We start from the raw sequence: 26324 nt of genomic DNA, 5'->3' as shown, positions 1-26324 counted from the left end.
TCTAGAGTGCTGAGGCAGTGAAAGTGTGTTGAGCAGGGACCCTAGATTCCGCGAACAGTGTTCGACGCTACGCTCGGAATGACAAGGCCTTGTAGCGCTTTCTACGGGAAAGCGAATTCTGTCAACGAATTACTCAACACTTATAGGAATGACAAGGGACTTTTCACAGTCGAAAGGGCGCATGCGAGCCTGTTGATGTGTGCGGGGACGGGCGGTATTTCTCGCGCGAGACTTGCTGTTTCATACGTTTGGCGGCAACTCATTTCCCATGGAAAGCATGAATTGATAGGAGCCGTCACGAGGAGTCTGTGCTATAATTATGGCGATGGATGGCTTAGAGAAAGCAAAGCTCGCAGTCGATATAATGGCCGAACACGGCGGTGCCGACATGGCTCTGCTCGACATTCGGCGTCAGACTGTTGTGGCCGATTTCTTTGTACTGTGTTCGGCGGATTCCACACCGCAATTGCGGGCAATTGTGGAGCATATTGAACAAGACTTGGACGCGCGGGGCGAATCCCCGCTGCGCAGCGAAGGCAAAGGTGAAGGTGGCTGGGTGGTACTGGACTACGGCGACGTGATGGTACACGTCTTCTCAAGCGATATGCGCGAGTACTACCATCTCGAGCGGCTGTGGTCGCAGGCCACGACGATACTGCGTGTGCAGTGACCCTGGGTGCGGCAGCGAATTAGGTAAGCCGCATGCGCGCGATGCCTGCCCTCACCGGAACGAAGGGGGTTGGAACTGTGATACGTATGAAACTTGCGGAAGAAGGCCAATTCGTTTGGGGTGTAGCGCTCGGAGCGTTTTGCGGCTTGCTGCTCGGTTCCGTCATCGGTACGTTGCTCGGTCACGATAGCGTCACCTATCTGCGCCGCATGACACAGCGCGTGCTAAACCGTGATGAGGACGTAAATTTCGAGATCTTCGTGCAGTAATCCACCACGGAAACCTGGCTTCTTATCCCACATTCGCCGCCTGCTCCACGACAGTTTGGCGCGGCGGCATCGCCACGGCCCGATACTGCCACAAATTTCTCTTGAGAAAACTAAAGACTGTTCGTTGAGAACTCCAAAGACCATTCGTGTAGAATACTAAAGACCGTTCGTCCTGAGCTTGTCGAAGGATGAACGGTCTGTCGCATTCACGCACATTGGCAGAACACAGCGAACGTCGTTCTCACCAAGGCAACCTCTACTGCGCTAACTCCACTACCGTCGCCCCGTCCCCGCCTTCCCGCGCCGGGGCGGTGCGGAAGCGGTGCACGAGCGGATGGCCGCGCAGCATGTCGTGAATGGCGGCGCGGAGCGCGCCGGTGCCCTTGCCGTGGATGATGCGCACGCTCTTCAGGCCGCTGTGGAGCGCCTGATCGAGATAACGGTCAACCGTCCCGATGCTCTCCTCGGCCCGATTGCCCCGGATGTCTATTTCGATCGGCACCAGCGGCGCGGCCGGCGCGATATCACGCTGTCTCGCTTCCTTTTCAGGCGCGGGCTGTTGAGCTTCTACCTGGGTAATCTCTTCCAGGGGCACGCGGGTCTTGATCTGGCCGACCTGCACCGCCACCAGGTCGCGCGTGTCCGGGGAAGCGAGCACCTGCCCCGGCATCTCCCACCCGCGCACGCGCACCGTGTCGCCCACGGCCAGGGACTGCGGCGTGGGCGCTTCACGCATTGCCCGCGCCCGAGACCGCATTTCCCGCTGCCGTTCGCGGGCTTGCCTGGCGGAGTGCTCCAGGAGCTTGCGGTTGGTATCCAGCGGCGTGGCGAAGACTTTCGCCTGGCGCGCCAGCGCCTGAATCTGCTCCAATAGTTCCCCGGCTTCCTGTGTTGCCTCGTCCCATGCCGCTGTCTTTTGCTCCGTTACTGTCTCCTCCATCTCCCGCACGCGTGCCGCCAACGCATCACGCTGTGTTTCCAGCGCGGTACGGTCTTGCGCGAGGTGCTCGCGCTCGGCCTTGAGTTGCTCCGTCTCGTCGCGCAGGGAGACCAACAACGCATCTACCGCCTGCTCCGTCGGACTAAACCGCACTTGTGCTTCCGCAGCGATCGCCGGATTCAGGCCGAGACGTCCGGCAATCTGCAGCGCATGGCTCGTGCCGGGCATGCCGATGGACAGCACGTACGTGGGCGCGAGCCGTTCCACGTCGAACTCCACGCTGGCGTTCTGCATAAACTCCTCCACGTGCGCCAGCGCTTTTACCGCCGAGTAGTGGCTGGTAGCCACCGTCGGCACGCGCTTATTGCGCAGAAAGAGGAGGATTGCTTGCGCCAATGCCGACCCTTCCTGGGGATCGGTGCCTGCGCCAAGCTCGTCGAAGAGCACGAGCGAACGCTCGTCGGCCTCGTCGAGTATGGGGATGATCTTAGAGAGATGTGACGAAAAGGTGGAGAGGCTCTGCTCGATGCTCTGCTCGTCGCCAATGTCGGCGTGCACCTGTCGAAACACCGCCAGGCGTGAGCCAAGCGCCACGGGCAAGTGCAGACCGCACTGCCCCATGAGCGTCAGCAACCCGACAGTCTTGAGCGCTACGGTCTTGCCGCCGGTGTTCGGGCCGGTAATGACGAGCACATAGAATGGCTGGGCACGCGCCCGGTGGGGGTCTTGTCCCAAGTAGACATCTATGGGCACCACCTCGCCCGTGAGCAGCGGGTGCTTGGCCTGACGAAAGGAGAAACGGTAGCCGGATACGACGGTCGGCTGCTCGGCCTTGATCGTCTCGGCGTAGCGCGCTTTCGCCAGAATGATATCTATGGCGGCCAAAGTCCCCACGTTGTCGGTGATTTCCTGCTGATAGACGCCGACCTCAGTCGAGAGCGAGCGCAGAATGCGGTCAACTTCCCGCTGTTCCTCGCGCTGGGCGCTGCGCCAGCGGTTGTTGATCTCCACCACGTCCAGCGGTTCTACGAAGACCGTCGCGCCGCTGGCGGACTCGTCGTGGACGATGCCTTTCACACGCCCGCGAAACTCGGCTTTTACCGGCAGGACGTAGCGGTCCGACCGCAGCGTGACGATGGGGTCCTGCAAATGTACGAGATATTCCGGCGTCCGCACGAGCGCCTGCATGCGGTCGAGCAGTTGGTTGTGGATCGCGCGCACGTCCAGGCGCAGCGAGCGCAGCAGCGGGCTGGCGCTATCCAGCACGTCGGCGTCCGGCCCAATCGCCTGCTCGATGGCGCCCTGCAAGGGGTCGCACTTCATGATCTCCCGCGCCAGTTGGCTGAGCAGCGGAAAGGCCTCGGTGCGCCGCACGAGCATCTCGCGCGTCATGCGCCCGCTGCGCACGGTGTCCGATACCGCCAGCAACGCGGACGCGTCCAGCACGCCGCCGCGGGCTGCGTAGTCCACCAGGCTGCGCACGTCATGGGCCGGCCCGATGGTGAAATTCGGATGCAAACGCAGGAGTTCCCGCGCTTCGGCGGTCTCCGTCAGCAGGCGCTCCACGGCCTCCGGCTCCGTGGCCGGTGTGAGCTCCTCCGCCAACGCCTTGCTGGCGGAAAAGTGCGCCTGCTCTTCAAGCAAAGCGCGGATTTTGGGAAATTCTAGGAGTTCAAGGGTTTTGAGGTTCATAGTGTAGCTAGGGTTACACCCCAACGAATATGTGACCGACAGCTTGCTTTACTCGGAGTCCATCTAGACGAGGCTCGCTTCAGTGAGGGTTGGCTACCAAACTGCTGTCAAGGAACTGCCTGATTTTCCCTTTTAGCTCGCTCTGATCCCTGACCCACTTGACTTCGCACTCCCATATCACCAACACGCCCCAGCCCATCCGTTGAAGCTCAGTCTGACTGTGTAAATCTCGCACTCGATTCCCTTCGAGTTTTGGCAGCCAATAATCTTGCCGCGACTTGGGTAACCGGGCAAGACGACACCTTGCGTGTCGGTGCCAAAAGCATCCGTGAACAAAGATAGCCTTACGCCGGGATATGAACGCCATGTCCGGGCGGCCAGGCAGATCCCGGCGGTGAAGCCGATAGCGATACCCCATAGCGTGCGTCAGTCTACGAATCACCAGTTCGGGCTTCATGTCCCTACTGCGAATGAGGGACATCCGCTCGCTACGCTGTTCTGGCGACAGGATGTCACCCATCAGAAATCGGTAAACAGGTGTTGAGATGGCGTCCAATCGCGAGCATAGCTGTCCGCCCTTTTGAGCCATTCACGGATCCGTTCACTCGGCGGATAGGACTTGCCCCAGTATTCGACAAAGAGTTCTTCTTCGAGACGCTGAATGGTGTCCTTCATAAGATCTTCTATGTCTTGCAATGCCCGTAGCACATAATTCCCGCCTCTTTGATCGTCCTTTCGCAGTGCCACGCTCCCTGCCGAAAATAGATCGCGAGCTTGTGGACAAAACACACCATGTCGTGTCAGCAAGTAAAGGGCCGCGCCATCATATTTGCCTCCCGGCCTAGATGGCCCGCATATTTGTGGACATAGAATAGCAGCCTCAGCCCGCAACTCTCTTTTCTCGTCTTGGGACAAGTGTCTATAGAGCCTCACTTCAATAGGTAATGCATGCTCCTGTTCCTCGCGGTTCTCCAGCCACCAGAGACGTTCTCCCGGCTTGAGTCGTCCTCTGGAATAAGCCCGCACATGACCCATTTTATCTTCTGGAGACAAGCCGCTAAACTCCTCGTAGGATAACCTCATTACTTCGAATAGAGGCTGGCCCTCATGGGTCATGTCAACAACAAATCGCGGTGCATGAGAGATACGGACATGCGTGACACAATCCTCATATCTAGCCCACTTGACCGCCGGCCATCCACCCATCTTGCCGAAGACCACATACACCTTCTCTACGGATTCATCCCGCATACCTTCAAATATGCTATTTCCAACTGCGAGCCAGGAATCTTTGTTGGTGTGTTTAACCTCAACGCCGAACCCGTTTACTGAAATGTCAGGGAAAGCGTGTGGGTGAAAGGATTCCTTTGCTTTCGCCCTAGTGTTTTCAACAGCATTCTCTAGAGCCGCGAGGACTTGCTTCTCAAAGCGTTTGGAATCTCGGTAATCTTCGGTGCCGCGTTGGACTGCCTCATTCAAAGCAGATACGGCTTCGGTCAGAACGCCTTCAAAGCATTCGGGCGTCATTAAGATAATTCCGCACAGCACAAGCCAGATGCCAAGCGAGAACTGGCGGAACCGCGTTTCCGATCTGGCGCTCGGTCTCGCGCAAGCCAAAAGGAAAAACAAACTCATCGGGGAAAGACTGTAGACGGGCTGCTTCTCTCATCGAGATTCGCCGATCAAGTTTGTAATGGAATTGGATGTTTCCATGACACTCTGCCCTGATCGTCGAGGATGGCTTGTGTTCAGTTAGTTTCCTACTACCTTGATCAGGACTAGCGTTCGCTAGACTCCATACATGACTAAAGTCTGTGTCTTTGGGCAAGTCCTCTAGGTCTCGTAGCACATCCCCAGCTGTGAGTCGCTGTGTTTCATCAAATACCCGGACGGGATGCATGAATGATTTCTCGCCCCTCACACCTATGATAAATATACGTTCTCGCATTTGGGGCACACCGTAATCCGCAGCAAGATAGAGACGATCTGACACTTGATATCCTTCAAGGGCAGAGAAGTCAGCCATCATCTCGCGATAAAAGTCTCGCCCATGAGACATGAGCAAACCCTTGACGTTTTCAGCCACGAAAACTTTTGGACGTGTCCGACGAATCACTTCCAACATCGCTTTGTAGAGAATTGTCCGCTTGCCACTTCCTGCGAGCCTCGAACCGTTAATGGAAACGTCCTGGCATGGAAAACCGCCGATCACAATATCAGCGGTTTCTGGCAAACTGTCGAGCACTTCCATAACATCTCCACAATTGATGTCATGGTTAAAGTTAAGAGAGTAGGTTTCGCAGGCCGCCGTACTTATGTCGTTCGCCCAATCAATTCTGAAGGGTAGCTCCTCGTAGTAGTGACCAGCAAAACGAAATCCACCAAGGAATCCGAGATCCATTCCGCCACATCCAGAGAAGAGACTCACAACACTCTGCGTGTGCAACGATGGAGTGTGGTCTATACTTGCGTTCACTTGGTCAAGAAGACCCGGCATATGTCTAACCGTGTATTCCATTTGCAACTCCAAAGTGAATGCAACTGCCCCCACTATTCGCCGAATGTTAGCGTATTCTTGCGATTTGGTCAAGAGAAGGTCAATGCCCGTATGTTCACACTATCATCTCGGCAAGTTTGCCACATAGGCGCTAAAGAGCGAGGTATCAGCTCGCTACCACTCTTCCTCCGAATTCCTCAGCAAGCCGTCGCGCAATTCGCGTTTCAGCACCTTGCCCATGGTGTTGCGGGGGAGTTCTTCCGCGAAGTGGACGTCGGACGGCACCTGGTAGTCCACGCTGCGTTCGCGGCAGAAATCTCGGATGTTGCGAGGCGTGGCCTCCGTGTCGGCGGCCGGGTCTTTCACCACCACGGCCACCACTTTTTCCCCGCGCAGGTCGTCGGGCAGGCCGAACACGGCGGATTCCTTCACGCCGGGGCAATCGTTGAGCACGCGCTCGACCATGGGCGGGTATACATTGAAGCCCTTGGTGATGATGAGGTCGACCTTTCTCCCGATGAGCGTCAAGTACCCTTGGTGATTCAAAAAACCTAGGTCGCCGGTGGCAAAGAAGCCCTCGTGGGCAAAGGCCTCAGTGGTGGCTTCCGGCCGGTTGAGATAGTGGTCGAAGATCACCGGGCCTTTCACGTGCACCTCGCCTACGGCGTGGCCGTCCTTGGTGGTGGAGCCGTCCTCGACCATGGTCATCTCGATGCCGTCCAGCGGCAGTCCCACCGAGCCCTGCACGCTGGGCTTGTCGATGGGCAGGCTGGCGATCACGTGGCTCTCGGTCATCCCATACCGGTTGATGAGTGGACTCTTTAGAATATCTTCCAGTTCCGGTAGCACTTCGGGACGAATTGGCGCGGAACCGCACGTAAACAGCCGCACGTGCGACCAGTTTTCCGCGTGAGTGCGAAACTCCGGCCGGTTCAAGAACTGGTAATACATGGGCGGAATGGCCATGAAGACCGTGGCGCGGTCGATGAAGTCCAACGTGCGCACCGGGTGAAACTGGTCGGCCATCAGCATGTGGGCGCCGGTGAGGAAGTTCACGTGGCTGGCGAACGAGAGGCCATGGATATGAAAGAACGGCAGCACATTCACGAGCACGTCGTCCGGCGTAAACGCCCAGCAGTCAGCCAGCGAACGCACCGCCGCGCCAAGATTGGCGTGGGTGTGCACCACGCCCTTGGGCTGGCCGGTGGTGCCAGACGAGTAGAGCAGCAGCGCCCAGTCCGCTGCGGTGGAATCCGGCAAAGAGACCGTGGCTTGCGGCTCTAACGCCAGGAATTCATCGGCATGCAGCACGCCTTTGAGCGCGGTCTCCGCATCGTCCACCAGCGCCTGCAGCACCGGCAATTCGGCGTCACCGCCCACCGCGAGCACCGCACCGCTATCCCGGGCGTAGTACGCCATTTCGCGCGGCGTAAACTTTGAATTCAGCGGCAGCGAGACACCGCCCGCCCGGATCGCGCCCAGGTGCGCCAGCAGCAGCGCGCGCTTGTCCGCCGTGTAGAGGATCACCCGCTGGCCCGACCGCAGGCCCTGCTTTTGCAGGTACAGCGCCGCCGCGCGGGTGCGCGCGTCCAGCTCGGCATACGTCCACGTCGCGTCCTGATACGTCAGCGCCGGCCGCTGCGCAAACTGATCGAACGCCGTTTCAAGCTGGTCGCGAAACGGTTGAAAGGTCGTGGTTGTTTCTGACTTCACTGCCAAGAGTGCACTTCTCCAGCGGGAGTAGCATTGAGATTCGTAGTCCCTGCGGAGACTTTCGCACAATCCGTCATTCCGGCGCAAGCCGGATTTCAGAGTGGCCGGGCTCAATTGATCTATTTCTGACCCTCTAAATGTCTTCCACTCCTCATTTCGATTTTCCCATACAGAGTGGAAGAGGTTGCGTAAAGGAACCTCGAAGCATTAAATGCGGCTTTTCGGTCCTTACTTCAGATAAGCCGGGGACAGACGCCGGTGAGCGGACAATTGACGCAGTCGGGATTCGTCCTATGGCACCACCGCTGGCCAATATCCCAAGACGGCCAATCAAGCTCCGCTGGGTAATGCGGGGCGAGGCGCCGCGTGGCGCATATCGCGAGGCCCTCATCTTCGCTCTCGATCAGTCCGCTGCGATTCAACACGCGCAGGACGTGAACATCGGGTTTGATGTCAATCTCGTGTTCCTGCCCTCGAAAGAAACCATACTGGTCGCGGAGCAGTAGCACTACCATAGCGGCAAGGCCTGGTCCCACACCATAGATTCCTTGGAGTCGTTGTCGGACAACGCACGGAGTAGTGTCCGTCCAGATGGCGGAGGCAATCCCGCCAAACTCCTCAACCAGGGCGGCGGTCTCTCTCAACGTGCGCACGCTTTTGTTGGGATATCTGGGCCCCACGGGGAGGCTTTTGAAGAGGGACTCTATTTCACCGTTTGTGGCCGAGGAAAGTCTAGCTGATTCAAGCATACCCTGTTGATTGATGTGGTATGGGATTTCCCACGCTCTACGCCAAGGTATTCCGCGTTGGAATACGCACCCAACGAGGAAAGCGAAAGGGTCAGAGTCGATTAGGTCGGCCACATCTTGCGGCAACTCTTCGGTATCAGGCTTGCGGTGAGCGCTACGGTGCTCTTTGAGCGCTTTGACAATGGCGTCTTCCATAGGACTCCTCACCCGTATCCTGCAGTCAGCGGAACTTCGGCCACGCAACTTGCTCGTCTTGTCGTCGGCGAGCGAGCGGAGTTGCCATCCTCATTGCTTCTCAAGCTACGCAATCACCTATTCGCTGGCGCAACTCCGCTATCAAATACCCCGAGAAGTCCTATGAACTTCACCGCAGGTCCCAGCCGGGAATCACTGCCGCCTGTCGCACCCACTCCGCAAACTGTTCCTCGTCGAAAGCATCCTCGTAGATGTCGATCCAGCGCGCGTCCGGGTCTTTGCCCGAGCCCGGCGGCAGGGGCCGCAACGCCGCGCCTTGAAAGAAGGTCACCTTTACGTAGCGGGTAAAGACGTGGACATTCAGAAACCAGCCCATGCCCTCCACGCCATAGAAGGGCGAGTTCCAGCGCACGCACTTTTGCACGTTCGGCACCTCGCGTTCGATGACCGAGTCGAGGCGACGACCCAGGTCGCTCTTCCAGCCCGGCATATACGCAATGTACTTCTGCACGGGGGCGTCACCGTCGGCCTTGGCGATTTGCGGATTGCCGCCGGAAAGCAGGACTACCTTGCCGTCAGCGGACCTGGGTAACGACTTCTTGGCGGCTTTCTTGGGCTCACTGGACGACTTGCCGGCCATTGCATTAACTCCAATTCGCGCTTGGCCAGTTCGTTTTAGGTGGGAGGGAACCCCAATTCTGTCACTTGCATTTCGCCTGGGTGTGGACTCGCCTAGGTAGCTACGCATTCATTAGCAACCCTGGCCTTGAGCGGCTGCTCACTCTCCGCTCTCCATAATCCTTTGCCCGGAGCGGGGATTCAACCCCCGCCGTGACAGCCTATGCCGACTGCTCGAATGCGATAGCGAAGGATGTGTCAAAGAGAGCTGTATTCGCAATCGGACGTTCGTCCACTTCAATGCGCAAGCTGTGCAATCACCTTATTCGGATCGGTCGGCGGTCGCTGCTGCGGCGGGGCGTCGTAGCGGTCGACTTGATACCAGCCGGAGGCGAAGATCAAGCCGTCATGTTTGACTACCCACGCGTGCTTCGTCTCGAGCAGGTTGTCTCTGGCCGGATTTTCATAGACATAGCTCACCCAGCTTCCCTGTTCGGTGGCGGCGAGCATGTCTGTGCCGAAGTCGTAGCCATTGGCGTCGACGCCTAAGGGTTTCTTGACAAACAAGCCGACGTTATCCGGAATAGCGGAATGCGCCAGCACTTCACCGTCTTCCCCGATGATGAACATGTACCACTCGCCGTCCACGCTTTCCGGATTGTTGAAGTGCGCGAGCGTGGCTTCGCGCCCGTCGGCGTCGTAGCGCCGTATCGCCTCCGCCACGAAAGCCTGGGTGTAAAGGCCGGGCTCTGCCTCCCGGGAGATCTCATCCAAGCTTGGCAGAGAGGCGAGCGGCGACTGCGATGCTGCCGGTTGCGTAGCCGTCGATGCCGTATCGCACGCGACCAGCGCTATCGCCGCCAAGATGACTACGATACCCGTGACTATTCGTCCGACCATCCGGCGACTCCTTTGTCCCCCGTTGACTGAAACACTTGCTGCTGGCTCACTTCATTACAGTATAGCACCGCATACCGGGTGACCCTTGCCGCCGTGGGAGCCGAGCCCAAGCCCGTACGCAGACGCAGGCATTGTGCTTTTGCGCGCCCGCTAGGTTGCTCAAAGGGGAGCGTCTACGTGGGCAATGCGGTGTCGGCAGCCGGACCACCGACGTAGGGCCGCGGTGGGGGACACGCCAGCTCGCTTGCGGATCGACCACACAATAGTCAGTGCGCTCGCGCGTTTACGGCGCGTCCAGCACGAAGGTGAACTGGGCCTCTTTGCCGTTCGCCGCATCCGCCAGCTTCACGAGCAGGGCGGGATCGAAGATGCCGTCGCCCTGGTTGCCGGATTCCCCCGGAAAGTAGATCTGGGTGGTAAGGATAGGCTGGTTCGGGGCTTGCACGCGCACGTGAATGTGGCGCGTGCGACCGGGATAGACGCCGGGGACGATGGTTTCCAGCGTAAAGCGTCCCGCGTCATCGGCAAATTGGTGGCCGCGAAAGGTATAGCCCTCGTTATCGTATTCACCTGCGTCGTTGGTGTGCCAGAAGTCGAGCAGCGCGCCCGCAAGCGGCGTGCACTGCGTGGAGAGCACCTGGCCTGAGAGCAGCAGCCGGGTACCGGCAAAGCCGGATTCCAACAGCGAGGTCCGTAGGGGCGTGTTGGGTGTGTAGAACGGGCCTGCAGTCTGGGGTGGCGTGGGATCGTCGTCATCTTCACATGCCGGTGTGGCAGGCAATTCTGTTGCAGCGGCGGACTGTGTGACAGCCGTCGACTGCTCAGCAGGCGGCCGCGCTTGTGCCGGTGCGGCAGGCGTCGGGGCGTCATCGGCCCCTTGCGATAGGGTCGGTCGCTCTTCCGTATTATTCCGTCCCTGGCCGCTACATGCTGCCAGCACCGCCGCCAACGGTATGAGGAGCGCTCTCCGTCGGAGAAAGTGGCGAGATAATTTCATCATCGTTTGTGAATCCAAGCGCATTCCTCCACTACGATTGTAGAGTATCTATGTGTTCACTCTAAAACTATCTTGGGATTGTTGCCAGATTGTGAATTTGTGTGAGTGTCCACTCTATTTTGTTACCTATTGTCTACGTCGATGCTTCGACGGGTACGCACTCACCAACCGGCCCGCATGAAGCGTCTGCATCTGCATGGTTGGCTGCGCTTGCGCGGATCTCTTGCTATACTGCACTCGGCGCTTGACCTGCATTATCTGGCTCGATAGCTTGCCCGCATTCCCGAAGGCCAATAGGGCTTCGGGAGAGGCGAGTAGCGCGATAACACTTACGGGAGCACGCAGACTATGACTCGTGAAGAAGGCATGGAACTCGTCCACGAATTACTCAAGAACAGGAATCTCGTGAAGCACTGCTTGGCGGTGGAGGCCTGCATGCGCGAGTTGGCGCGGCACTTCGGCGAAGACGAAGACCTGTGGGGTCTGGCGGGCTTGATGCACGACGCCGACTACGAAGCTACGGAAAAGGACCCGGCCCAGCATACGCTGCTGATGGCAAAATTGCTGGAGGAGCGCAACTGCGATCCCCGCGTGATCCATGCCGTTCAAGCTCACAGCGACGAACACGGCGTGCCCCGCGAAAGCCTGATGGATAAGGCCCTCTACGCCTGCGACAACCTCTCCGGCCTCATCATCGCCTGCGCGCTGGTGCGTCCCGACAAGAAACTCGCCTCGGTCACGCCCAAATTCGTGATGCGCAAGTACAAGGAGAAGGCGTTCGCCGCCTCCGCCAAGCGCGAGGAGATCGAGACCTGCAGCGGCATCGGCTTTACGCTGCCGGACTTTGCTGCCATCAACCTGACGGCACTGCAGGGAATTTCCGACGAATTGGGGCTTTGAAAGCGTCTGTGGCGGAGGCGGCGAACATTGCCTCCGTTGAATGGCAACGGTGTGGCCAGCACCTCTCCCAAGATGATCTGCAGCAGGCGCAGTGAAGAGCGGGGGACAAGCCCCCGCGCTACAAAGAGCCGGCTTCAACTTGTCGCCAAGATGTGCGACGAACTGCCCTGGTAGCGCAGGTTTGTAACCTGCGTCCCCAGGCCATGAATTGTATGGTGAAGAAGGCCCACAGATGAGCAAGGGTGAGAGGCCAGCGCAAGAGGCGCATCGTCCGTCATTCCCGCGCACGCTCGCCCCCGTGCGGGGGCGCGGATTCCAACTGCTCCGTATATCCCCTGTAACCCGCGCCTCTTGGCAAACGCCAATGAGCGGGGGACAAGCCCCCGCGCTACAGCCTGACAGTAAGGTTCACGGCCGAGACTGCATCACCCAGGCCCACGCGCTTAGCATGAAGACCACACGAGGCCGCGTGTGCCCGGCGGCTAGAACGGCAGTTCTGTCCCGATCCCCTGTGCCTCCGCTTTGCGCAGCACATGTACGGCGGCATAGAGATCTTCCGCGGCGATGCCCTGGGACTCGTAGACCGTAATCGCGTCGGCAGGGCGATCAACCGGGTGCCGTCCCGCCACCACCTGGCCGATCTCGATCACGTCCTCCCACTGCACGATGCCCGGGTCTACTGCCGCCAGCAGGTCGCCGCACTCGATCTTGGCGCCCTCGAGCGAATCGGTGGTGACGAGCCATGCGCGCCGGAAGACATCAGCATCCACTTCCTGCTCCGTGAGCATATTGTTGCCGGCAGCGTTCACGTGGACGCCGGGTTTGAGCCACGCGCCTGCCAGCACCGGTTGTTTGCTGGCGGTAATGGCCGCCACCACGTCGGCGGGCTCGACGGCCTCTTGTGCGCTGCTCGCCGCCGTCACCGGAATGCCCAGTGTGTCCGCCATTTCCGCCGCAAAGGCCTCACGCCGCTCCGCTTTCCGGCTGTACACGCGCACTTGCGTGATTGGCCGCACCGCGCAGATCGCCTGGATTTGTGTTGGCGATTGCTTGCCCGTGCCGAGCACGCCCAGCACCGTCGCATTGGGATTTGCCAGGTACTTGGTCGCAATGCCGCTGGCAGCCCCCGTGCGGATCGCGCCCAGCAGTCCGGCTTCCAGCACGGCAAGCGTCCGGCCGTCTTCCGTGCTGTAGAGCGTGACCAGGAATTTTGCGCCCTGCCGCGTGGTGGTATAGACCTTGTGCCCAAAGACGCCGAGCCCCCTGTCGCCGGCGGACATCACGTGCATCATGCCGCCGGGCATGCGGATGCGGCGGCGCGGCTGGTTGCGCGCTTGCCCTGTGCCGAGCGCGTGAAAACAGGCCTCCACCTGTTCCAGCGCTTCATCCATTGGCAGGAGTTGCCGCACGTCTTCTTCCGTAAGAAACCGAGCCATCGATAGGTCTCCCCTTGTTCTCTGACATTTGATGCGCCTGTATTGGCGAGAGTCACGCACATACCGTGCCGGCGCCGGTACCGACGCATTGCCAGCATGGTACCACGCTTGAAATCCGATAGGCGTTCCGGCTAAGCCGACCCCACATTTCAATTCTGCGCAACGTCTGTGTAGGGCGCGCCTCAATTGACGCTGCTGTGAGCGGCTTCGTATAATGCAAGGGAGTCACGCGTGCCGCAAAGCAGCGTGGCTGGGGCCCATAGCTCAGTGGTTAGAGCTGCTCCCTCATAAGGAGAAGGTCCCTGGTTCGAATCCAGGTGGGCCCACTTGTTTGCGTCTGCCGCCGTGGTACCGCTAGATGGCATCCGTCTTTGCCGGTATTCGCAGCGGTGATTTGGCACCTTTCTAACGTAGTCCACTCGCAAGTCCAAGCTCCGGGTTTGCGCCCTCTTCATTAGGATGAGGGCTGTGTCCAGGGCAACTCTCTCTGAGGGAGAGAGCTATGTTCAGGGAAAACCCTTCTCCTTGAGGGAGAGGGCTAAGGCCAGGGATTACCCCCTCTCCTTGAGGGAGAGGGCCGGGGTGAGGGTGAATCGACAGGACGTCATTATGATGCAGAGGTACAAAGCAGGCGCAGGCACGATTTGGCGGGGTAGCTCAAAGGCAGAGCGGGGGACTCATAAGCCCTAGGTTGTGAGTTCGAGTCTCACCCCCGCCACCACACAACGCAAAAGCATCTGGTCAGCACGCTGCACTCCAGCGTGCTTTTGCGTTTTGAGTGAAAGGTGCAGCAAAGAGAACGTGTTAATGTGTCCGGAGGTAAACCTATGGTCAAAGAACCGAACCCTTCGCCAAAGAGGCGCAGAGCGTTGCAAGCTCAGTCCGCGCGCAAGCGCGCCGCATTTGGCCGCTCCCAGGACCCGGCAGACTCGTTCAAGCTCCTGAATGCGGTCAAGCCGCCCCCGCCTCCACCCCCGCCGCCGAAGAAAAAGTAACCCCACCTGGGCGCAGACAGGGGGGCGCATGAGCAGGAGTCCGGTCATAACGCCGGCGCTGTTCGTCCCACAAGGCGTATGACGCTATAATGGCTTCATGTGAAGAATATGATGGAGGCCAAAATGGATGTTAGAGAAGCGGTAAAGACAGCGAAGCAACACCTCTTGGAACTCTTCAATGGTGAGCCAATCAGCTACGTCGGTCTTGAGGAGGCCGATTTTCTTGATGAGGATCAGGAGTGGGTGATCACCCTCAGCTTCGCGCGAATCTGGGAAACAACTCCCCTACCGACAGGAGACAGTGGGAAGCTTCCAAAAGATCGACATTACAAGGTATTTCGGATTGACGATAATTATGGGCGCGTAAAGTCAGTCATGGATCGTGATTAGAGAGTTACTGAGTGACCGAATGGCCATAGAGGGATATTTCATCGATTCAAACCTACTCTTGCTTTTTGTCGCGGGCAGAGCTAGTAGAAACATTATCGCCAAGCATAGGCGGTTGCAAGCGTACACAGTAGATGACTACGAAATCCTGCTGGACCTACTTGACCGAGTGGAGCAAGTTTTCGTAACGCCGCATACGCTCACCGAGACCTCTAACCTTCTCGCGCAACATGGGAAACCTGAAAGATCCCGTTTATTCCTTCAACTTAGGCGCCTGATCCGTGATAGCAAGGAAGTGGTCGTTGCCGGCACCGATGCTTCCAATAATCGTGCGTTCAGGCAACTCGGCATCACCGATGCCGCACTACTGGAAGTCATTTCGGAAAAGACTCCACTTCTTACCGTGGACCTAGACTTGTACATGGAAGCGGCAAGGAAAGAACCGAATTCGGCGATCAATTTCAACTATCTACGGGAATTCTGATGAAAATAAACGGCCTTTGCGCTCTCCCGCCATTTCGCCGAGACGCGGTGTCAAATATGGCATAAGCGCCTATGCCTCGTCGTCGAGCGGCTTGCCACGCCACACTAGCAGCTTGCCAGAAATGTAGTCAACGGCGTCTATCAGTTGTGGTGGGTTGCCGGGATCTGCACACGCTTCATCCAATTGCTTCTGTGTCAGCATCTCAGCATTCTGGATGTTCGCGCCAGACAGGTCCGCCTCTTGAAGGTTAGTAACTAAGAAGCCTGCGCCAAATAAGTTTGCACCCCGAAGCTTGGCACCAGACAGATCGGCAAAAGACAGTTTTGCCACCACAAGCTTCGCCCTCGACAGTTTCGCCTTGGACAATTTCACACCACTTAGGTTAGCACCGACTAAGGTTGCGCCTTGGAGCTTTGAGTCACGCAGGTCTATGCCTCGTAGGTCCGTGCCGTATAGATCTACGCCGCGAAGGTCTGCGCCAGAAAGACTTGCAAATCGGAGTTGGAGATCTTGAAAGCTCTCCTCGGGAGTATCCATTTCTAGGAGGGGACCACGGTATGAGGTCAGTTTAAACTCCGATTTCTGTTCAAGTGCAATGTTCTTCTTACTGCGCACACGGATCGCCTCCATGATCGCTTTGACGTCTTCTGGCAACTGTGGTCTTTTGTCTCCCCGAGTTTCCTCAGTGTCTGACTTGGTCCTCATCAGTTCCTCTTTGGTTTCGGAGCCATTATACATAGTGGGACTACGCACGAAAGCGCAGAATAGCCGCATGATCTGGATGTGGTATTGCTCCGGATGTTCCTCCGCCAGGCGTTGCAGCGCGTAGATACCGCCCAAGCGTACCGAGAGGACCTCGTTGCCGAGCATCTCCGCGCCTTTCTGATAGCGGTCATTCAACAGGTCTTGTTGCGCCGTTTTGGCCTGTCGCTGGGCCACGATGCTGCGCCACACGGCAAGTGGAACCGCGATTGCCCCCGCAATCAACAACCCGACATTGCGGAGAGTTGTAGAGTTGGATTCTAGTCTTTCCTGCCCGCCTAGTGTGGTGCCCAGCCAAGTCCAGAGATCGTTGCTAATCCAGCCCCAGAACACAACGGTAGCGACTACGGCAACGGCTACCAAGACAAGCAGAATAACCCAGCCAAGCCAAACCTTGATGTGTATGCGGTCACGGCGGAGTCGTCGACGCAAATTAGCCGTGGTCTGGCGAGGATGAAGTAACCAGTCAAAGGGGTTCATCGGGGCTTTCAGTGGCTATGAACATTTACTTGAGGACAGTGTATGCCACGAAACCTACATTGACTACAGTGGCTACTACCACAACGATTGTCAGCCAGAGGATATATCGTGTGAACTGCTCTATATTTGCAGCGATGCGTGACTGTTCTCTATATCGCAATTCATCTAGGTAGTACTGAATCCCAACGACCGTATTCCTCGCTTGCTCATCGTGCTGAGCAATGAGTTCGTCTTCGGATAGCGCCCTCAAATCAGCTAGACTTCGTGCCATACCCATGCGTGTCAGCCTCCCTATCCTTGACTATAGGTATGATTCTCTTTGTAAGCAGCAGTATAGCCCCGATGCGTCTGGCGGTGTCGGTGAAGTGTTGCACCTCTTCCGGCTTGAGGGGGCGGCCTAGGACCGTTTGTTCGCGGTAGGAGAGCCATTTCTTGAGGACTTGGTAGCCGCCGAGTTTGTAGTGCCAGACGTTGGCGGGGACGTTGCGCCAGTAGGCGCGGTCGTTGAGGTAGATGTCGTAGGTGGTCTCGCCGAGGACGGACGCGGCTGAGACGGATTCCGGGGCGCGGTTAGTGGTCTCTCCCTGTCGCAGTGGTTTGGGCTGGCTGGGGAGCTCTGGATTCCGGCTTGCGCCGGAATGACGGGAAGGCAGGGCGTCGCATTCGGCAGGGGTGTAGGCGCGCTCGATTGCTTTGCCCTGGCCGGGCATGACGGCTTCGCCGCTGCCATAGTGCCCCCAGCCGGCGGTGAGGCCGAAGTCGTCGCCGGTCATGTTGCGGTCGTCGGTGGTGGCGGGCTGGGCGATGGCGACTATCTCAGGCCGCAGGTCGCTTGTGGTGACGCCGGGCACGGGGGTGTCGGAGTCGAGGAGGTGGGCCAGTTGCCGGCCCCGGGCGGCGGAGGCGGCCAAGATGTCCGCCGCATCGGAGGCCGGATGGATTCCGCGCCCCGGCACGGGGCGAGTTTTCACGGGAACGACGGAGTGGTCCGCGGCAGGCGCATCCGTATGTAGCGCGACCGTAGGGGCGGTTCGCGAACCGCCCCTACCAGCGGGGGACGAGGCGGATAACTCAGGCCAGCCGGGCAACGGGATACGCGGCCACTCCATGCGCAGAGCGCCGGCGTTGGCTTCTCGGTAACTGGGATCGTGGAGCACGGCGAGCGTGTGGTAGAAGAGGTCTTCCACGCCCAGGCCGAGACGGTCGAGGTAGCGTTGCGCGGCGGGCGAGAGATTGGGAATACGCTGTACGCCGGTTTCATCAGCACCCAAGCCGGTGTCGCGGAGCCAAGCGGGAAACATGCTGGTGCCCCGCTCGATCATGTGCATGGAGCAAATGGGCCGAGTAAACCAAGCTTGGGGCTGCGTCTCGCCTTTTCGTAGATGCTGTGCCGATGAGAGCCACACATTCCCCTCGAACACATGCGGCATATATTCAGCACGAGGACGATTGAGCAGACCACTGTCCGATTCCCAGTAGAGCCAGCGAACATCAAACGGACGATAGGCAAATTTCACGAAGCCTGCCTCGCTGGGGCCACCACGATTGAGCAGTATGTCACGCTTTGACCTGCCATCAAAGTGTTGCACAGTTTGCATGATAGAAGGAAAACGCCCTGCGATCTCCTCATGGCCGAGTTTCGCATTGAAGTAATCTGCGATACGCGCTTTCAGCCGACCAAGATCAACCTCAACCAGAAACGGATCATGGCCAGTCTGCACTCCCGGAAACGAGGCCGGGAAGAGATCGGGCAGCGCGGGCCAGTCGAACCAGTCTTGGCTTACCGCCGTAGGCGCGAAAGGCAGGCCCAGCGGCAGGAGCGGCGAGGCGGATTCATATAGCGCCTCCGGTTCCGTTTCCGCTGTTTCTAATAGTGCCGTGCGCTTGGCCTGGCCCCAGAGGTGGCGGAAGGCTACGTGCTCGGTCGGAGTGTGGTCGGCCTTGCGCACCAGAGTCGTGATGGCGGTGCCGACCTGGATGCCGACCGGGTCCTCCGGCGTGGAGAAGATGCTGGGATCGGGCGCGCCATCCGGCGTCGTCTTGCCGGTCTTGTACTTATCGCCGTTCAGGCAGTCGATGCGAATGGTGTCGAACGCCTCCAGGTAGCGTTCTCTCATGCCGGTGAAGGAGAGGCCTTCGAGCCAAGAGTAATTGGAGATGAAGCAGACGATGCCTTGGCCGGTCTTCTCGGCGATGCGGCGTTCGGCCATGCGGAAGAAACGGACGTAGAGGTCGTTCAGCCCCTGGCCTTCGGGACGGCGCACGCGCTTCGTGGTGCGATAGGCCTCCGAGAGTTCGCGTTCCTCGTCCACCGCCATGCCCGCATAGCCGTTGTAGGGCGGATTGCCGAGCACCACCAGAATAGGCGCGTCCTGCTTCACCCGGTCGGCGCGCTCGCGCTCTTGCTCCAATTCGGGAAAGGGCAGCGGCTTCTGCGTCTTCGGCTCCCAGCCAGTGAGAGCATTGGTGAGGAACATACCGGCGCGTTCGGCCTCGCCGTCCGCAGACGGCGCGTCTTCTGCTAACGGCGCATCGAGGGACTGCAAAGTAAGCCCGACCTGGAGGTGGGCCACCACGAACGGCGCGGGCATGATCTCGAAGCCGAAGACCCGCTCCATGGCCGCCCGCTTCACCTGCGCACCGGTGAGCACGCCCGTACCCCGGCTTTGGAGATTCTCCGCGATGCGACGCAGCGTCTCCGCCAGATACGCGCCGGTACCGCAGCAGGGATCGAGCACGTAGACTCTTTCGTCCGCCAATCCGTCCTCGATGCCGAGATCGTCCTTCAGCGCCTTATCCACCCGCGCCACCATGTAGCGCACCACCTCTACGGGTGTATACCAGACGCCCAGTTGCTTACGCAGCACGGGATCGAAAGCCTCCAGGAACGGCTCGTAGAAGTAGGGAACCGCCTCGCCTTCGCTGAAACTGGCGAAGAAGGCTTCCTTGTCCACCCGGTCAAGTGCGGCGGCGGTCCAGTTGAGCACTTCGACCAATCCCAGCGTTTGCAGACGGGCAGGATCGGAGAGCTGCTGAAAGAGCGCCCGCAATACCGGCGCGCGCAAGTGCCAGACAGCGGTACGCCATTCAAATGCGCCGGCAGGCGGCGGCAACTGACGCGACCACAGCACCCAAGCGGAAAAGACGCCGTAGAAGAGGGTCTGCACGAGGGTTGACCGGAAGAACGCGGCGCCCTTTGCGCCCTCGAAACGGACGCCAAGCGCTTCTTCCAGTGCATTGCGTACTGCCGTCAGCGACGGCGCATCACCCGACGCTTCAACCCGTGCCAGTCCGTCGCGGGCGTAAGAAGCGAGCAGCCAGGCCAGGTCCCGCGGCTCGGCCAGCACCGCCCGGTGTGAAAGCGCCCGGCAGAGGTACTCGCCCAATCCCGCGCCAACCTCACGGGCAAAGGAGTGTGGCGTCTGCAGCCTCTCTGCAAACTCCTCGGCGCTAGCCGCGAGACGAAAGGTCTCCAACTTGGCGGGACGGCCCTGCGCATCTTCCCCCAGCAGCACGAAATCGCGGCAATTGGTCACCAACACGAGCCGGTAGCGCTCCCAATAACGGCTTACCTGGGCGCTCTCGGCGGTGAGCCAGGCGTCGTCGCTCAGGGGCTTGACCTCGACCACGCCGCGTTCGGGCACATCGCTCTTGCTTGCTTTCAAGCCCGCTTTCGAGCGCGAGCCGGATGAGCGACGCTTAACATAGATGCCGAAGTCAGGATGCCCTGCGCCCTGCTCAGCCATATCGCTCACGCAGAATACCTTGGGCTTAAGGGTGTCACCAATGGCATTCAATAGGGTAGACAGCGGCGGGTAAAGCGAGCGCTCGTCAGTCGCGCCGCCGGAGTCACGAATCCGTCGCAAGTCTGCAAGGTAGGATTCAACTGCCGTGGTGAGTTTGCTTGCGGTCATGTTCTTTGATCGGATGTTCAATAGGCCCATTTAGTTTGGAATCGACGCTCAGAGACATTGTACAGCGAAGTCCAATTGTGCTGCCCGTACGAGCAGTCTGTGAGAAACCAACCGTCACTTTGCATGATGCGGTTCTTGCTAGAGGCGGGTCTATCAGCATACTTGACGAGCGTGTGGGAGCGTGTACACTAAGGTCTTAACAGTCATAGCTGTAGCGATCTCTCGTGGAGGGGGATTACGGTGCACGAATTGCTGGCGAGAGACGCTGCAAGAGGGATAGTTATGTAAGGGAGGAGTTACGGTGTTTAGATCAATGTGGATCAGGGCGGCCGTTTTCTTGGTCGCTATTCTCGCGGCGGTGGCGCTGGCGTCGTGCGCGCAGGAGCCTCCTGCTGCCGAGCCGGAAGCGGCGGTGGCTGAGGAGGCCGTGGAAGCGCCTGAGGAGATGGCACCGCAGGTCTACCGCATGGGCATCTTCGAGGAGCCCATTTCGCGCAATTACTGGAACTACTACGGCGGCCCCGGCGGCTCAGTCTGGACGCAGTACGTCCTGGGCGGCTGGACCAGTACGCTGTATGGCTATTCGGACCAGACTTTCGAGTGGGTCCCCGGCTTGGCGGCTGACTTCCCGACGGACTTGGCGAAAGAGACCGTCGACGGCACAGAATTCTGGACCACCGAGGTGCCCATACGACCGGGCATCATGTGGAGCGACGGCGAGGAACTCACGGCAGACGACATCATCTTCACCGCGCACACCGTGCTCGATTTGGGCATTAGCGGCAACTTTGGCGCAGTGGTGGACCCGGCCTTCCTCGATCGCATCGAAGCCATCGACAGCCATCGGATCAAGGTCTTCTTCAAAGCAACCGATGCCGAGGGCAATCCGCAGACACCCGGCCTGAGCGTGTGGCAATTCGGCCTCGCTTTCATGCCGATTATGCCGGAGCACTACTGGGCTCCCGTGGTTGAAGAGGCCAAGAAGGCCGGCGAGCCGGAAGCGCAGATCGAGGCGCTCATGGCGCACGTGCCCGAGAACGATCCCACCCTGGGCGGCTTCACGTTCGGCAAGTGGGAACCGGGCGCATTCTTCGAGAATTCCCGGGCCGACAATTACTACGCCACCGGCTCCGTTATCACACGGTACGCCAGCGGCGTCTTGCAGGAGGTCAACGAGCGGCTGGGCTACACCGCCACGTACTTCGGTGAGGCCGGCGGTGACAAGGAGCTGGAGTATACGGTCGGTCCGCACGTGGAATCCACGCTTTTCAGCATCTATGGCAACCAGGATGCCGCCATTTTGGCCCTGACCAAGGGCGACATCGATTATGTCTTCAACCCCCTGGGGCTGGAGAAGGGTTTCCGCGAGCGCATCCAAGCGGCGGGCGACCTGGAAATCGTCAGCAACCTGGATAACGGCATGTTCTACCTGGGGTTCAACGTGCGCAAGGAGCCTATGAGCATCCGCGAATTCCGGCAAGCGGTGGCGATCATGATCGATAAGGAGTTCGTCACCCAGACCGTGCTGCAGGGCGCGGCCATACCTGCGTACTCCATGGTGCCGTCCGGCAACGCGGCGTGGTTCAACGCCGATACGCCCAGCCTCGGCCAAGGCCTGGACAGAAGCGAGCGGCTGCAGCAGGCCGTGGAACTGCTCAAGAGCGCCGGCTTTACCTATGAGGAAGAGCCGGAGATGAGCGAAGACGGCAACTTCGTCGCCAAGGCGGGCAAAGGCCTGAAAATGCCCGACGGTTCCGACGTACCGGCTTTGACAATCATCGCTCCGAGCGCCGGATATGACCCGCTGCGGGCCACGTTCGCCATCTGGATCGAGCGTTGGTTGACCGACATCGGCATTCCGGTGCGCGCCAACCTGACCGGTTTCAACGTCATCGTGGGCGTGCTCTTCAGCGAGACCGTGGGCGATGATCTGGACATGTGGATTCTGGGCTGGAGCTTGAGCCTCTTCCCAGACTACCTGGAAACCTTCTTCAACGGCCGCCACGCGCCGGAGAACGAGGGTGGTTACAACTGGGGCGGTTACGCCAACGAGGATTACGACTCAATCTCGTTTAGCCTGCTCTCTGAGACTACCATCGAGGGCGCGCGTGATAAGGTCTTCCAGTTGCAAGAATTCCTTGCCGAAGACCTGCCCTACGTGACGCTGTTCACCATTCCCAAGCTGGACTCGTATCGGCCTGCCAGTATCCAGTTCCCCTACACGGAGGTGCTGGGTGGCATTGAGGGTGTGAACGGCATGCAGCAATCAGTAGTCATCAAGTAGCGGCGCGCAATCCCGCGAGCACAATCAGGGCGGCGACGGACGTTGTACACGTCCGTCGCCGCCCTCTTTCTCGACCTCCTTCGCCGGGACCGGAACTATACTGCGTCTTGTCCGGGGTCATTGAGACTGGTCTCCTATCGCCAAGTGTCCTGAAGCGGCGCCGGCAGTAGTATGCCGTTTGCCGTGAGCGAGAGGTGGAATGAGGCTCCGCGAGGATGCTTGCAAATAGCCCAATTCAAAGAATATCCCTATCTCATAGGTAGTCGAAATTGACTTGGTTGCCCGATTCATTCCCTTTCGCTGTAAAGTTTGACGCCAACCCCGTGAGCGTGAATAATAAGGCGCAATAGTCAATCACAAAGGGGTGGTGCCTGCGGATGGCTTCCTATCTGCTCAGCAGGACTATTCAGATACTGCTGACGCTATTCGCCTTTATTTGCATTGTCTTCTTCATCGTTAACGCGCAGCCGGGCGATATCAGCAACGTCTACGCGATGAATCCGGAGCTGCCGCCGGATGCTCGGGAGCGGCTGCAGAACCAATTTGGGCTGAATCAGCCCCTTTGGAAGCAGTTCCTCGTCTATGTCAGGAATGTCTTTACCGGCAGCTTCGGCGTTTCCTTCACCCACTACCCCCGTAGCGTCGCCGATGTCATCATGGAACGCCTGCCGCGCACGGTGGCGCTCTTCTTTACGGCCACGGTCTTTTCCTTCTATCTGGGGTTCTTGCTGGGAAAGATCATTGCTTGGAAGCGGGGCGGCTGGACCGAGTACGCCACCACCATTGGCGGCGTGACGCTTTATACGGTCTTCACGCCCTGGTTCGCGCTTATGATGATCTGGCTCTTTGCCTTCAAGGCGGGGTGGTTCCCCATCGGCAAGTTCCTCGACCCCGTGCTGTGGCGGGACGCGCCGATCGAGGCGAATACGCTGTTCGGCCGCATGATGCTCACGGCGCTGGCGCTTTCCATCGTCGTATTCGTCGTCTTCGTCATCACGACGCGGCTCCGTATTGCGGGGGCGCGGCTCATCCAACTTGGCAGCATTATCGTGAGTGTGGGTGCGATGGTCGGAGTCTGGCGGCTGACTGGGCACGGCTATCTCGCCTGGGACATCGTCAATCACATGGTCTTGCCGGTGCTTACCCTGACCCTAATCAGCTTTGCCGGCACCATGCTGCTCACGCGCAACAGCATGCTGGAGACGATGCGCGAGGACTTTGTGCTGGCGGCCCGCGCCAAGGGCCTGCCGGAAAAAGCTGTGCGCGATAAGCACGTGGCGCGCAACGCTTTGCTGCCGGTGGTGACCAGCCTCGTATTTAGCTTGGCGTTTGCCGTGGACGGCGGCGTCATCATCGAGTCGGTCTTCTCGTGGCCCGGCATGGGACAGACGCTGGTGTCGGCGGCCGTAGCGGAAGACCTGCCCCTGGCGGTGGGCGCGTTCGTCTTCGTAGGCATATTTGTCCTGCTCGCCCACCTGGCGGTGGACGTGATTTACGTCTTCTTGGACCCAAGGATCAGGTACTAGTGGCTGTAGACGTTGCTCCCCAAAGCGCAGCGCCTTCGCTCCGGAAGGTGCGGCTCACCCTGGCCATGCGGAGCCTGCGCGAGAACTGGTCGCTCTTTCTCGGCACGCGCATTGGCGTAATCGGCCTCGTGATCATCGTCTTCTATCTCGGTCTCGCCCTGACCCATCCGATTCTCATGAACACCGTCTGGGAGGAGCGCGTCTACGATCCCGTAGTCGGATATGCATTTGACGAGACCCGCCAACCCGCGCCGCCCAGCCGCAGCCATCTGCTTGGCACTGATCCCCTGGGGCGGGATGTCCTCAGCCAACTCATGCACAGCGCGCGGACCGAATTCCTGCTTGGTCTGCTTGCCGCTGTCGTCACGGTCACCATCGGCACGACTGTCGGGGCGATTGCCGCCTACTACGGCGGCATCATTGACACGATATTGATGCGATTCGCCGACCTCATGGTCATGATGCCGGGAATCAGTATCCTCATCGTCCTGAGCGCATTGATTGGCGTAGAGCACTTCGAATTGGCGCTCATCATCGGCATCCTCTCCGGATTCGGCGGCGCCAGCATTCTGCTGAAGTCCCAGGCGCTTTCCGTGGTTGTAAAGCCGTATATCGAAGCCGCTCGCGCCGCCGGCGGCGGCCCGTTGCATATTATCTTCATTCACATTGTCCCCAACCTCCTGCCGTTGTCGTTCCTCTACATGATGTTCACGGTCACCGGCGCGATCTTTTCGGAAGCGATCTTGAGCTTCTTGGGCCTCTTGGACGTACGCATGAGTTGGGGCCTCATGATTCACACCACCGAAGCGGCGGGCTATCTGTTGCAAGTCGGCCAATACTGGTGGCTCATATTCCCGGCCAGTCTCTCCATCACGCTGCTTTGCACGTCCTTCTACTTGGTAGGACGGGCGATGGATGAAATCGTCAACCCGAGGTTGCGGCGCCTATGAGCGGTTCCCCTCTGCTGGCCGTTGAAGACCTCACGATGCACTACCAAACGCGTGCGGGCGAGGTGTGCGCGGTTGACGGTGTTTCGCTCTCGTTGGAGAGAGGGCAGTCGCTGGGACTGGTGGGTGAATCCGGCTGCGGCAAGTCGTCTCTCGCCCTGGCACTCTTAAGACTCCAGCCGGACAATGCCCAGATATTGCGCGGCAAGGTCCTGCTGGACGGCGTGGACCTGGTGTCGCTCTCCGATGAAGAGATGCGGAAGTATCGGTGGAACCGTATTGCCATGGTTTTTCAGTCCGCTATGAACGCCCTGGACCCGGTGTACCGGGTCGGCGACCAGATCATCGAGGCGCTTGAGCAGCACACCTCATCCGCTCGGCAGGAGATGGTCGAGCGCGTGGGCGAATTATACGATCTCGTGAACCTCAATCACAGTTTCATTCAGCGCTATCCGCACGAGTACAGCGGCGGCATGAAACAGCGCGCCATCATCGCCATGGCGCTGGCGTGTGAACCGGACCTCATCATTGCCGACGAGCCAACTACCGCGCTGGACGTCATCGTGCAGGACCACATTCTGCGCGAGTTTGGCAATATCCGCAAAGAGCTCAACATGAGCATGCTTTACATTTCCCACGATATGGCCGTCATTGCCGAGGTGAGCGACGTCGTTGCCGTGATGTATGCGGGCAAGATTGTCGAGTACGGCACGGCGGAGGAGGTCTTTACCAGACCCATACATCCCTACACGCGGGCGTTGATGTCGGCGTTCCCAAGCGTGACCGGTGAGAAACACGATCTCGCCACGCTGGGCGGCGAGCCGCCGAATCCTCTGGACTTGCCAACCGGCTGCCACTTCCATCCCCGCTGCCCGTTCGCGACTGACGTGTGCGCCGAGCAGGAGCCGCCCAGAGTTCGTCGCGGCGACCAATGGGCCGACTGCTGGAATCCACCGGAGGACTAGGGCG

21 protein-coding genes and 2 tRNA genes are annotated in these 26324 nt (G+C 59.2%); 12 read left to right on the top strand and 11 right to left on the bottom strand.

Annotation, left to right across the window (positions count from 1 at the left end):
- The first annotated feature begins 319 nt into the window (after positions 1 to 319).
- Both rsfS and OXE05_13380 read left to right on the top strand, forming a co-directional pair.
- Positions 320 to 670, top strand: a complete 351-nt coding sequence (gene rsfS / locus OXE05_13385; protein ID MCY4438309.1) for a ribosome silencing factor — start codon at positions 320 to 322, stop codon at positions 668 to 670.
- 77 nt (positions 671 to 747) lie between these two features.
- Entirely contained in the window at positions 748 to 939 is a 192-nt protein-coding gene (locus OXE05_13380) for a hypothetical protein (protein ID MCY4438308.1), read from the top strand.
- A 256-nt stretch (positions 940 to 1195) separates the two neighbouring features.
- Here OXE05_13380 and OXE05_13375 read toward each other — a convergent pair whose 3' ends face one another.
- From OXE05_13375 to OXE05_13355, 5 genes are all read right to left on the bottom strand, one after another.
- Positions 1196 to 3571 carry an endonuclease MutS2 gene (locus OXE05_13375; protein MCY4438307.1) on the bottom strand — a complete coding sequence of 792 codons (2376 nt, stop codon included), beginning with the start codon at positions 3569 to 3571 and terminating at the stop codon, positions 1196 to 1198.
- A 79-nt stretch (positions 3572 to 3650) separates the two neighbouring features.
- Positions 3651 to 4091, bottom strand: a complete 441-nt coding sequence (locus OXE05_13370) for a very short patch repair endonuclease (GenBank protein MCY4438306.1) — start codon at positions 4089 to 4091, stop codon at positions 3651 to 3653.
- Positions 4091 to 5098, bottom strand: coding sequence for a restriction endonuclease (locus tag OXE05_13365; protein ID MCY4438305.1), 1008 nt, complete (start codon positions 5096 to 5098; stop codon positions 4091 to 4093). Before OXE05_13365 ends, OXE05_13370 begins: the two co-directional genes overlap by 1 nt.
- Positions 5079 to 6089, bottom strand: a complete 1011-nt coding sequence (locus OXE05_13360; GenBank protein ID MCY4438304.1) for a DNA cytosine methyltransferase — start codon at positions 6087 to 6089, stop codon at positions 5079 to 5081. Before OXE05_13360 ends, OXE05_13365 begins: the two co-directional genes overlap by 20 nt.
- 153 nt (positions 6090 to 6242) lie before the next feature.
- The gene (locus OXE05_13355; protein ID MCY4438303.1) at positions 6243 to 7781 is read right to left on the bottom strand and encodes a class I adenylate-forming enzyme family protein; all 1539 of its coding nucleotides are present in this window, start codon (positions 7779 to 7781) and stop codon (positions 6243 to 6245) included.
- Positions 7782 to 8074: 293 nt separating this feature from the next.
- On the opposite strand from OXE05_13355, the gene OXE05_13350 reads away from it, so the two are divergent.
- Positions 8075 to 8287 (top strand): hypothetical protein, encoded by a 213-nt coding sequence (locus OXE05_13350; GenBank protein ID MCY4438302.1) that lies wholly within the window; start codon positions 8075 to 8077, stop codon positions 8285 to 8287.
- 607 nt (positions 8288 to 8894) lie between these two features.
- Here OXE05_13350 and OXE05_13345 read toward each other — a convergent pair.
- The 3 genes from OXE05_13345 to OXE05_13335 all read right to left on the bottom strand — a co-directional run bounded on the left by OXE05_13345 (position 8895) and on the right by OXE05_13335 (position 11243).
- Entirely contained in the window at positions 8895 to 9365 is a 471-nt protein-coding gene (locus OXE05_13345) for a DUF1801 domain-containing protein (GenBank protein ID MCY4438301.1), read from the bottom strand.
- A gap of 275 nt (positions 9366 to 9640) precedes the next feature.
- On the bottom strand, positions 9641 to 10243 hold the full coding sequence (locus tag OXE05_13340) for a hypothetical protein (protein ID MCY4438300.1): 603 nt from the start codon (positions 10241 to 10243) through the stop codon (positions 9641 to 9643).
- A 283-nt stretch (positions 10244 to 10526) separates the two neighbouring features.
- Entirely contained in the window at positions 10527 to 11243 is a 717-nt protein-coding gene (locus OXE05_13335) for a hypothetical protein (GenBank protein MCY4438299.1), read from the bottom strand.
- A 345-nt stretch (positions 11244 to 11588) separates the two neighbouring features.
- Between OXE05_13335 and OXE05_13330 the strand changes: the two genes are divergently transcribed.
- Entirely contained in the window at positions 11589 to 12140 is a 552-nt protein-coding gene (locus OXE05_13330; protein MCY4438298.1) for an HDIG domain-containing protein, read from the top strand.
- A gap of 482 nt (positions 12141 to 12622) precedes the next feature.
- On the opposite strand, the gene OXE05_13325 is transcribed toward OXE05_13330, so the two are convergent.
- Positions 12623 to 13576 carry an ornithine cyclodeaminase family protein gene (locus OXE05_13325; GenBank protein MCY4438297.1) on the bottom strand — a complete coding sequence of 318 codons (954 nt, stop codon included), beginning with the start codon at positions 13574 to 13576 and terminating at the stop codon, positions 12623 to 12625.
- 253 nt (positions 13577 to 13829) lie between these two features.
- Here OXE05_13325 and OXE05_13320 point away from each other — a divergent pair.
- From OXE05_13320 to OXE05_13305, 4 genes are all read left to right on the top strand, one after another.
- A tRNA-Ile gene (locus OXE05_13320) sits at positions 13830 to 13902 on the top strand.
- 320 nt (positions 13903 to 14222) lie between these two features.
- Positions 14223 to 14297 (top strand) — tRNA-Met (locus OXE05_13315).
- Positions 14298 to 14694: 397 nt separating this feature from the next.
- Positions 14695 to 14961: a hypothetical protein gene (locus OXE05_13310; protein ID MCY4438296.1), complete on the top strand. Its 267-nt coding sequence runs from the start codon at positions 14695 to 14697 to the stop codon at positions 14959 to 14961.
- Between the two features lie 19 nt (positions 14962 to 14980).
- The gene (locus OXE05_13305) at positions 14981 to 15442 is read left to right on the top strand and encodes a PIN domain-containing protein (protein ID MCY4438295.1); all 462 of its coding nucleotides are present in this window, start codon (positions 14981 to 14983) and stop codon (positions 15440 to 15442) included.
- 69 nt (positions 15443 to 15511) lie between these two features.
- Here OXE05_13305 and OXE05_13300 read toward each other — a convergent pair whose 3' ends face one another.
- Together OXE05_13300 and OXE05_13295 are read right to left on the bottom strand one after the other, a co-directional pair.
- Positions 15512 to 16684, bottom strand: coding sequence for a pentapeptide repeat-containing protein (locus tag OXE05_13300; protein ID MCY4438294.1), 1173 nt, complete (start codon positions 16682 to 16684; stop codon positions 15512 to 15514).
- 251 nt (positions 16685 to 16935) lie between these two features.
- A complete protein-coding gene (locus OXE05_13295) occupies positions 16936 to 20598 on the bottom strand; it encodes an N-6 DNA methylase (GenBank protein ID MCY4438293.1) in 3663 nt (1220 codons plus the stop codon).
- 301 nt (positions 20599 to 20899) lie between these two features.
- Between OXE05_13295 and OXE05_13290 the strand changes: the two genes are divergently transcribed.
- The 4 genes from OXE05_13290 to OXE05_13275 all read left to right on the top strand — a co-directional run bounded on the left by OXE05_13290 (position 20900) and on the right by OXE05_13275 (position 26320).
- The gene (locus tag OXE05_13290) at positions 20900 to 22882 is read left to right on the top strand and encodes an ABC transporter substrate-binding protein (GenBank protein ID MCY4438292.1); all 1983 of its coding nucleotides are present in this window, start codon (positions 20900 to 20902) and stop codon (positions 22880 to 22882) included.
- Between the two features lie 377 nt (positions 22883 to 23259).
- Positions 23260 to 24408: an ABC transporter permease gene (locus tag OXE05_13285; protein ID MCY4438291.1), complete on the top strand. Its 1149-nt coding sequence runs from the start codon at positions 23260 to 23262 to the stop codon at positions 24406 to 24408.
- Entirely contained in the window at positions 24408 to 25358 is a 951-nt protein-coding gene (locus tag OXE05_13280) for an ABC transporter permease (GenBank protein ID MCY4438290.1), read from the top strand. The genes OXE05_13285 and OXE05_13280 overlap by 1 nt, the downstream gene beginning before the upstream one ends.
- On the top strand, positions 25355 to 26320 hold the full coding sequence (locus tag OXE05_13275; GenBank protein ID MCY4438289.1) for an ABC transporter ATP-binding protein: 966 nt from the start codon (positions 25355 to 25357) through the stop codon (positions 26318 to 26320). Before OXE05_13280 ends, OXE05_13275 begins: the two co-directional genes overlap by 4 nt.
- The last annotated feature ends 4 nt before the right edge of the window (positions 26321 to 26324 follow it).

The organism is Chloroflexota bacterium (genome assembly GCA_026710945.1).
GTDB lineage: Bacteria > Chloroflexota > UBA11872 > VXOZ01 > VXOZ01 > VXOZ01.
The sequence above is the reverse complement of the archived record's forward strand: the minus strand, read 5'-3'. Positions and strand labels throughout refer to the sequence as shown.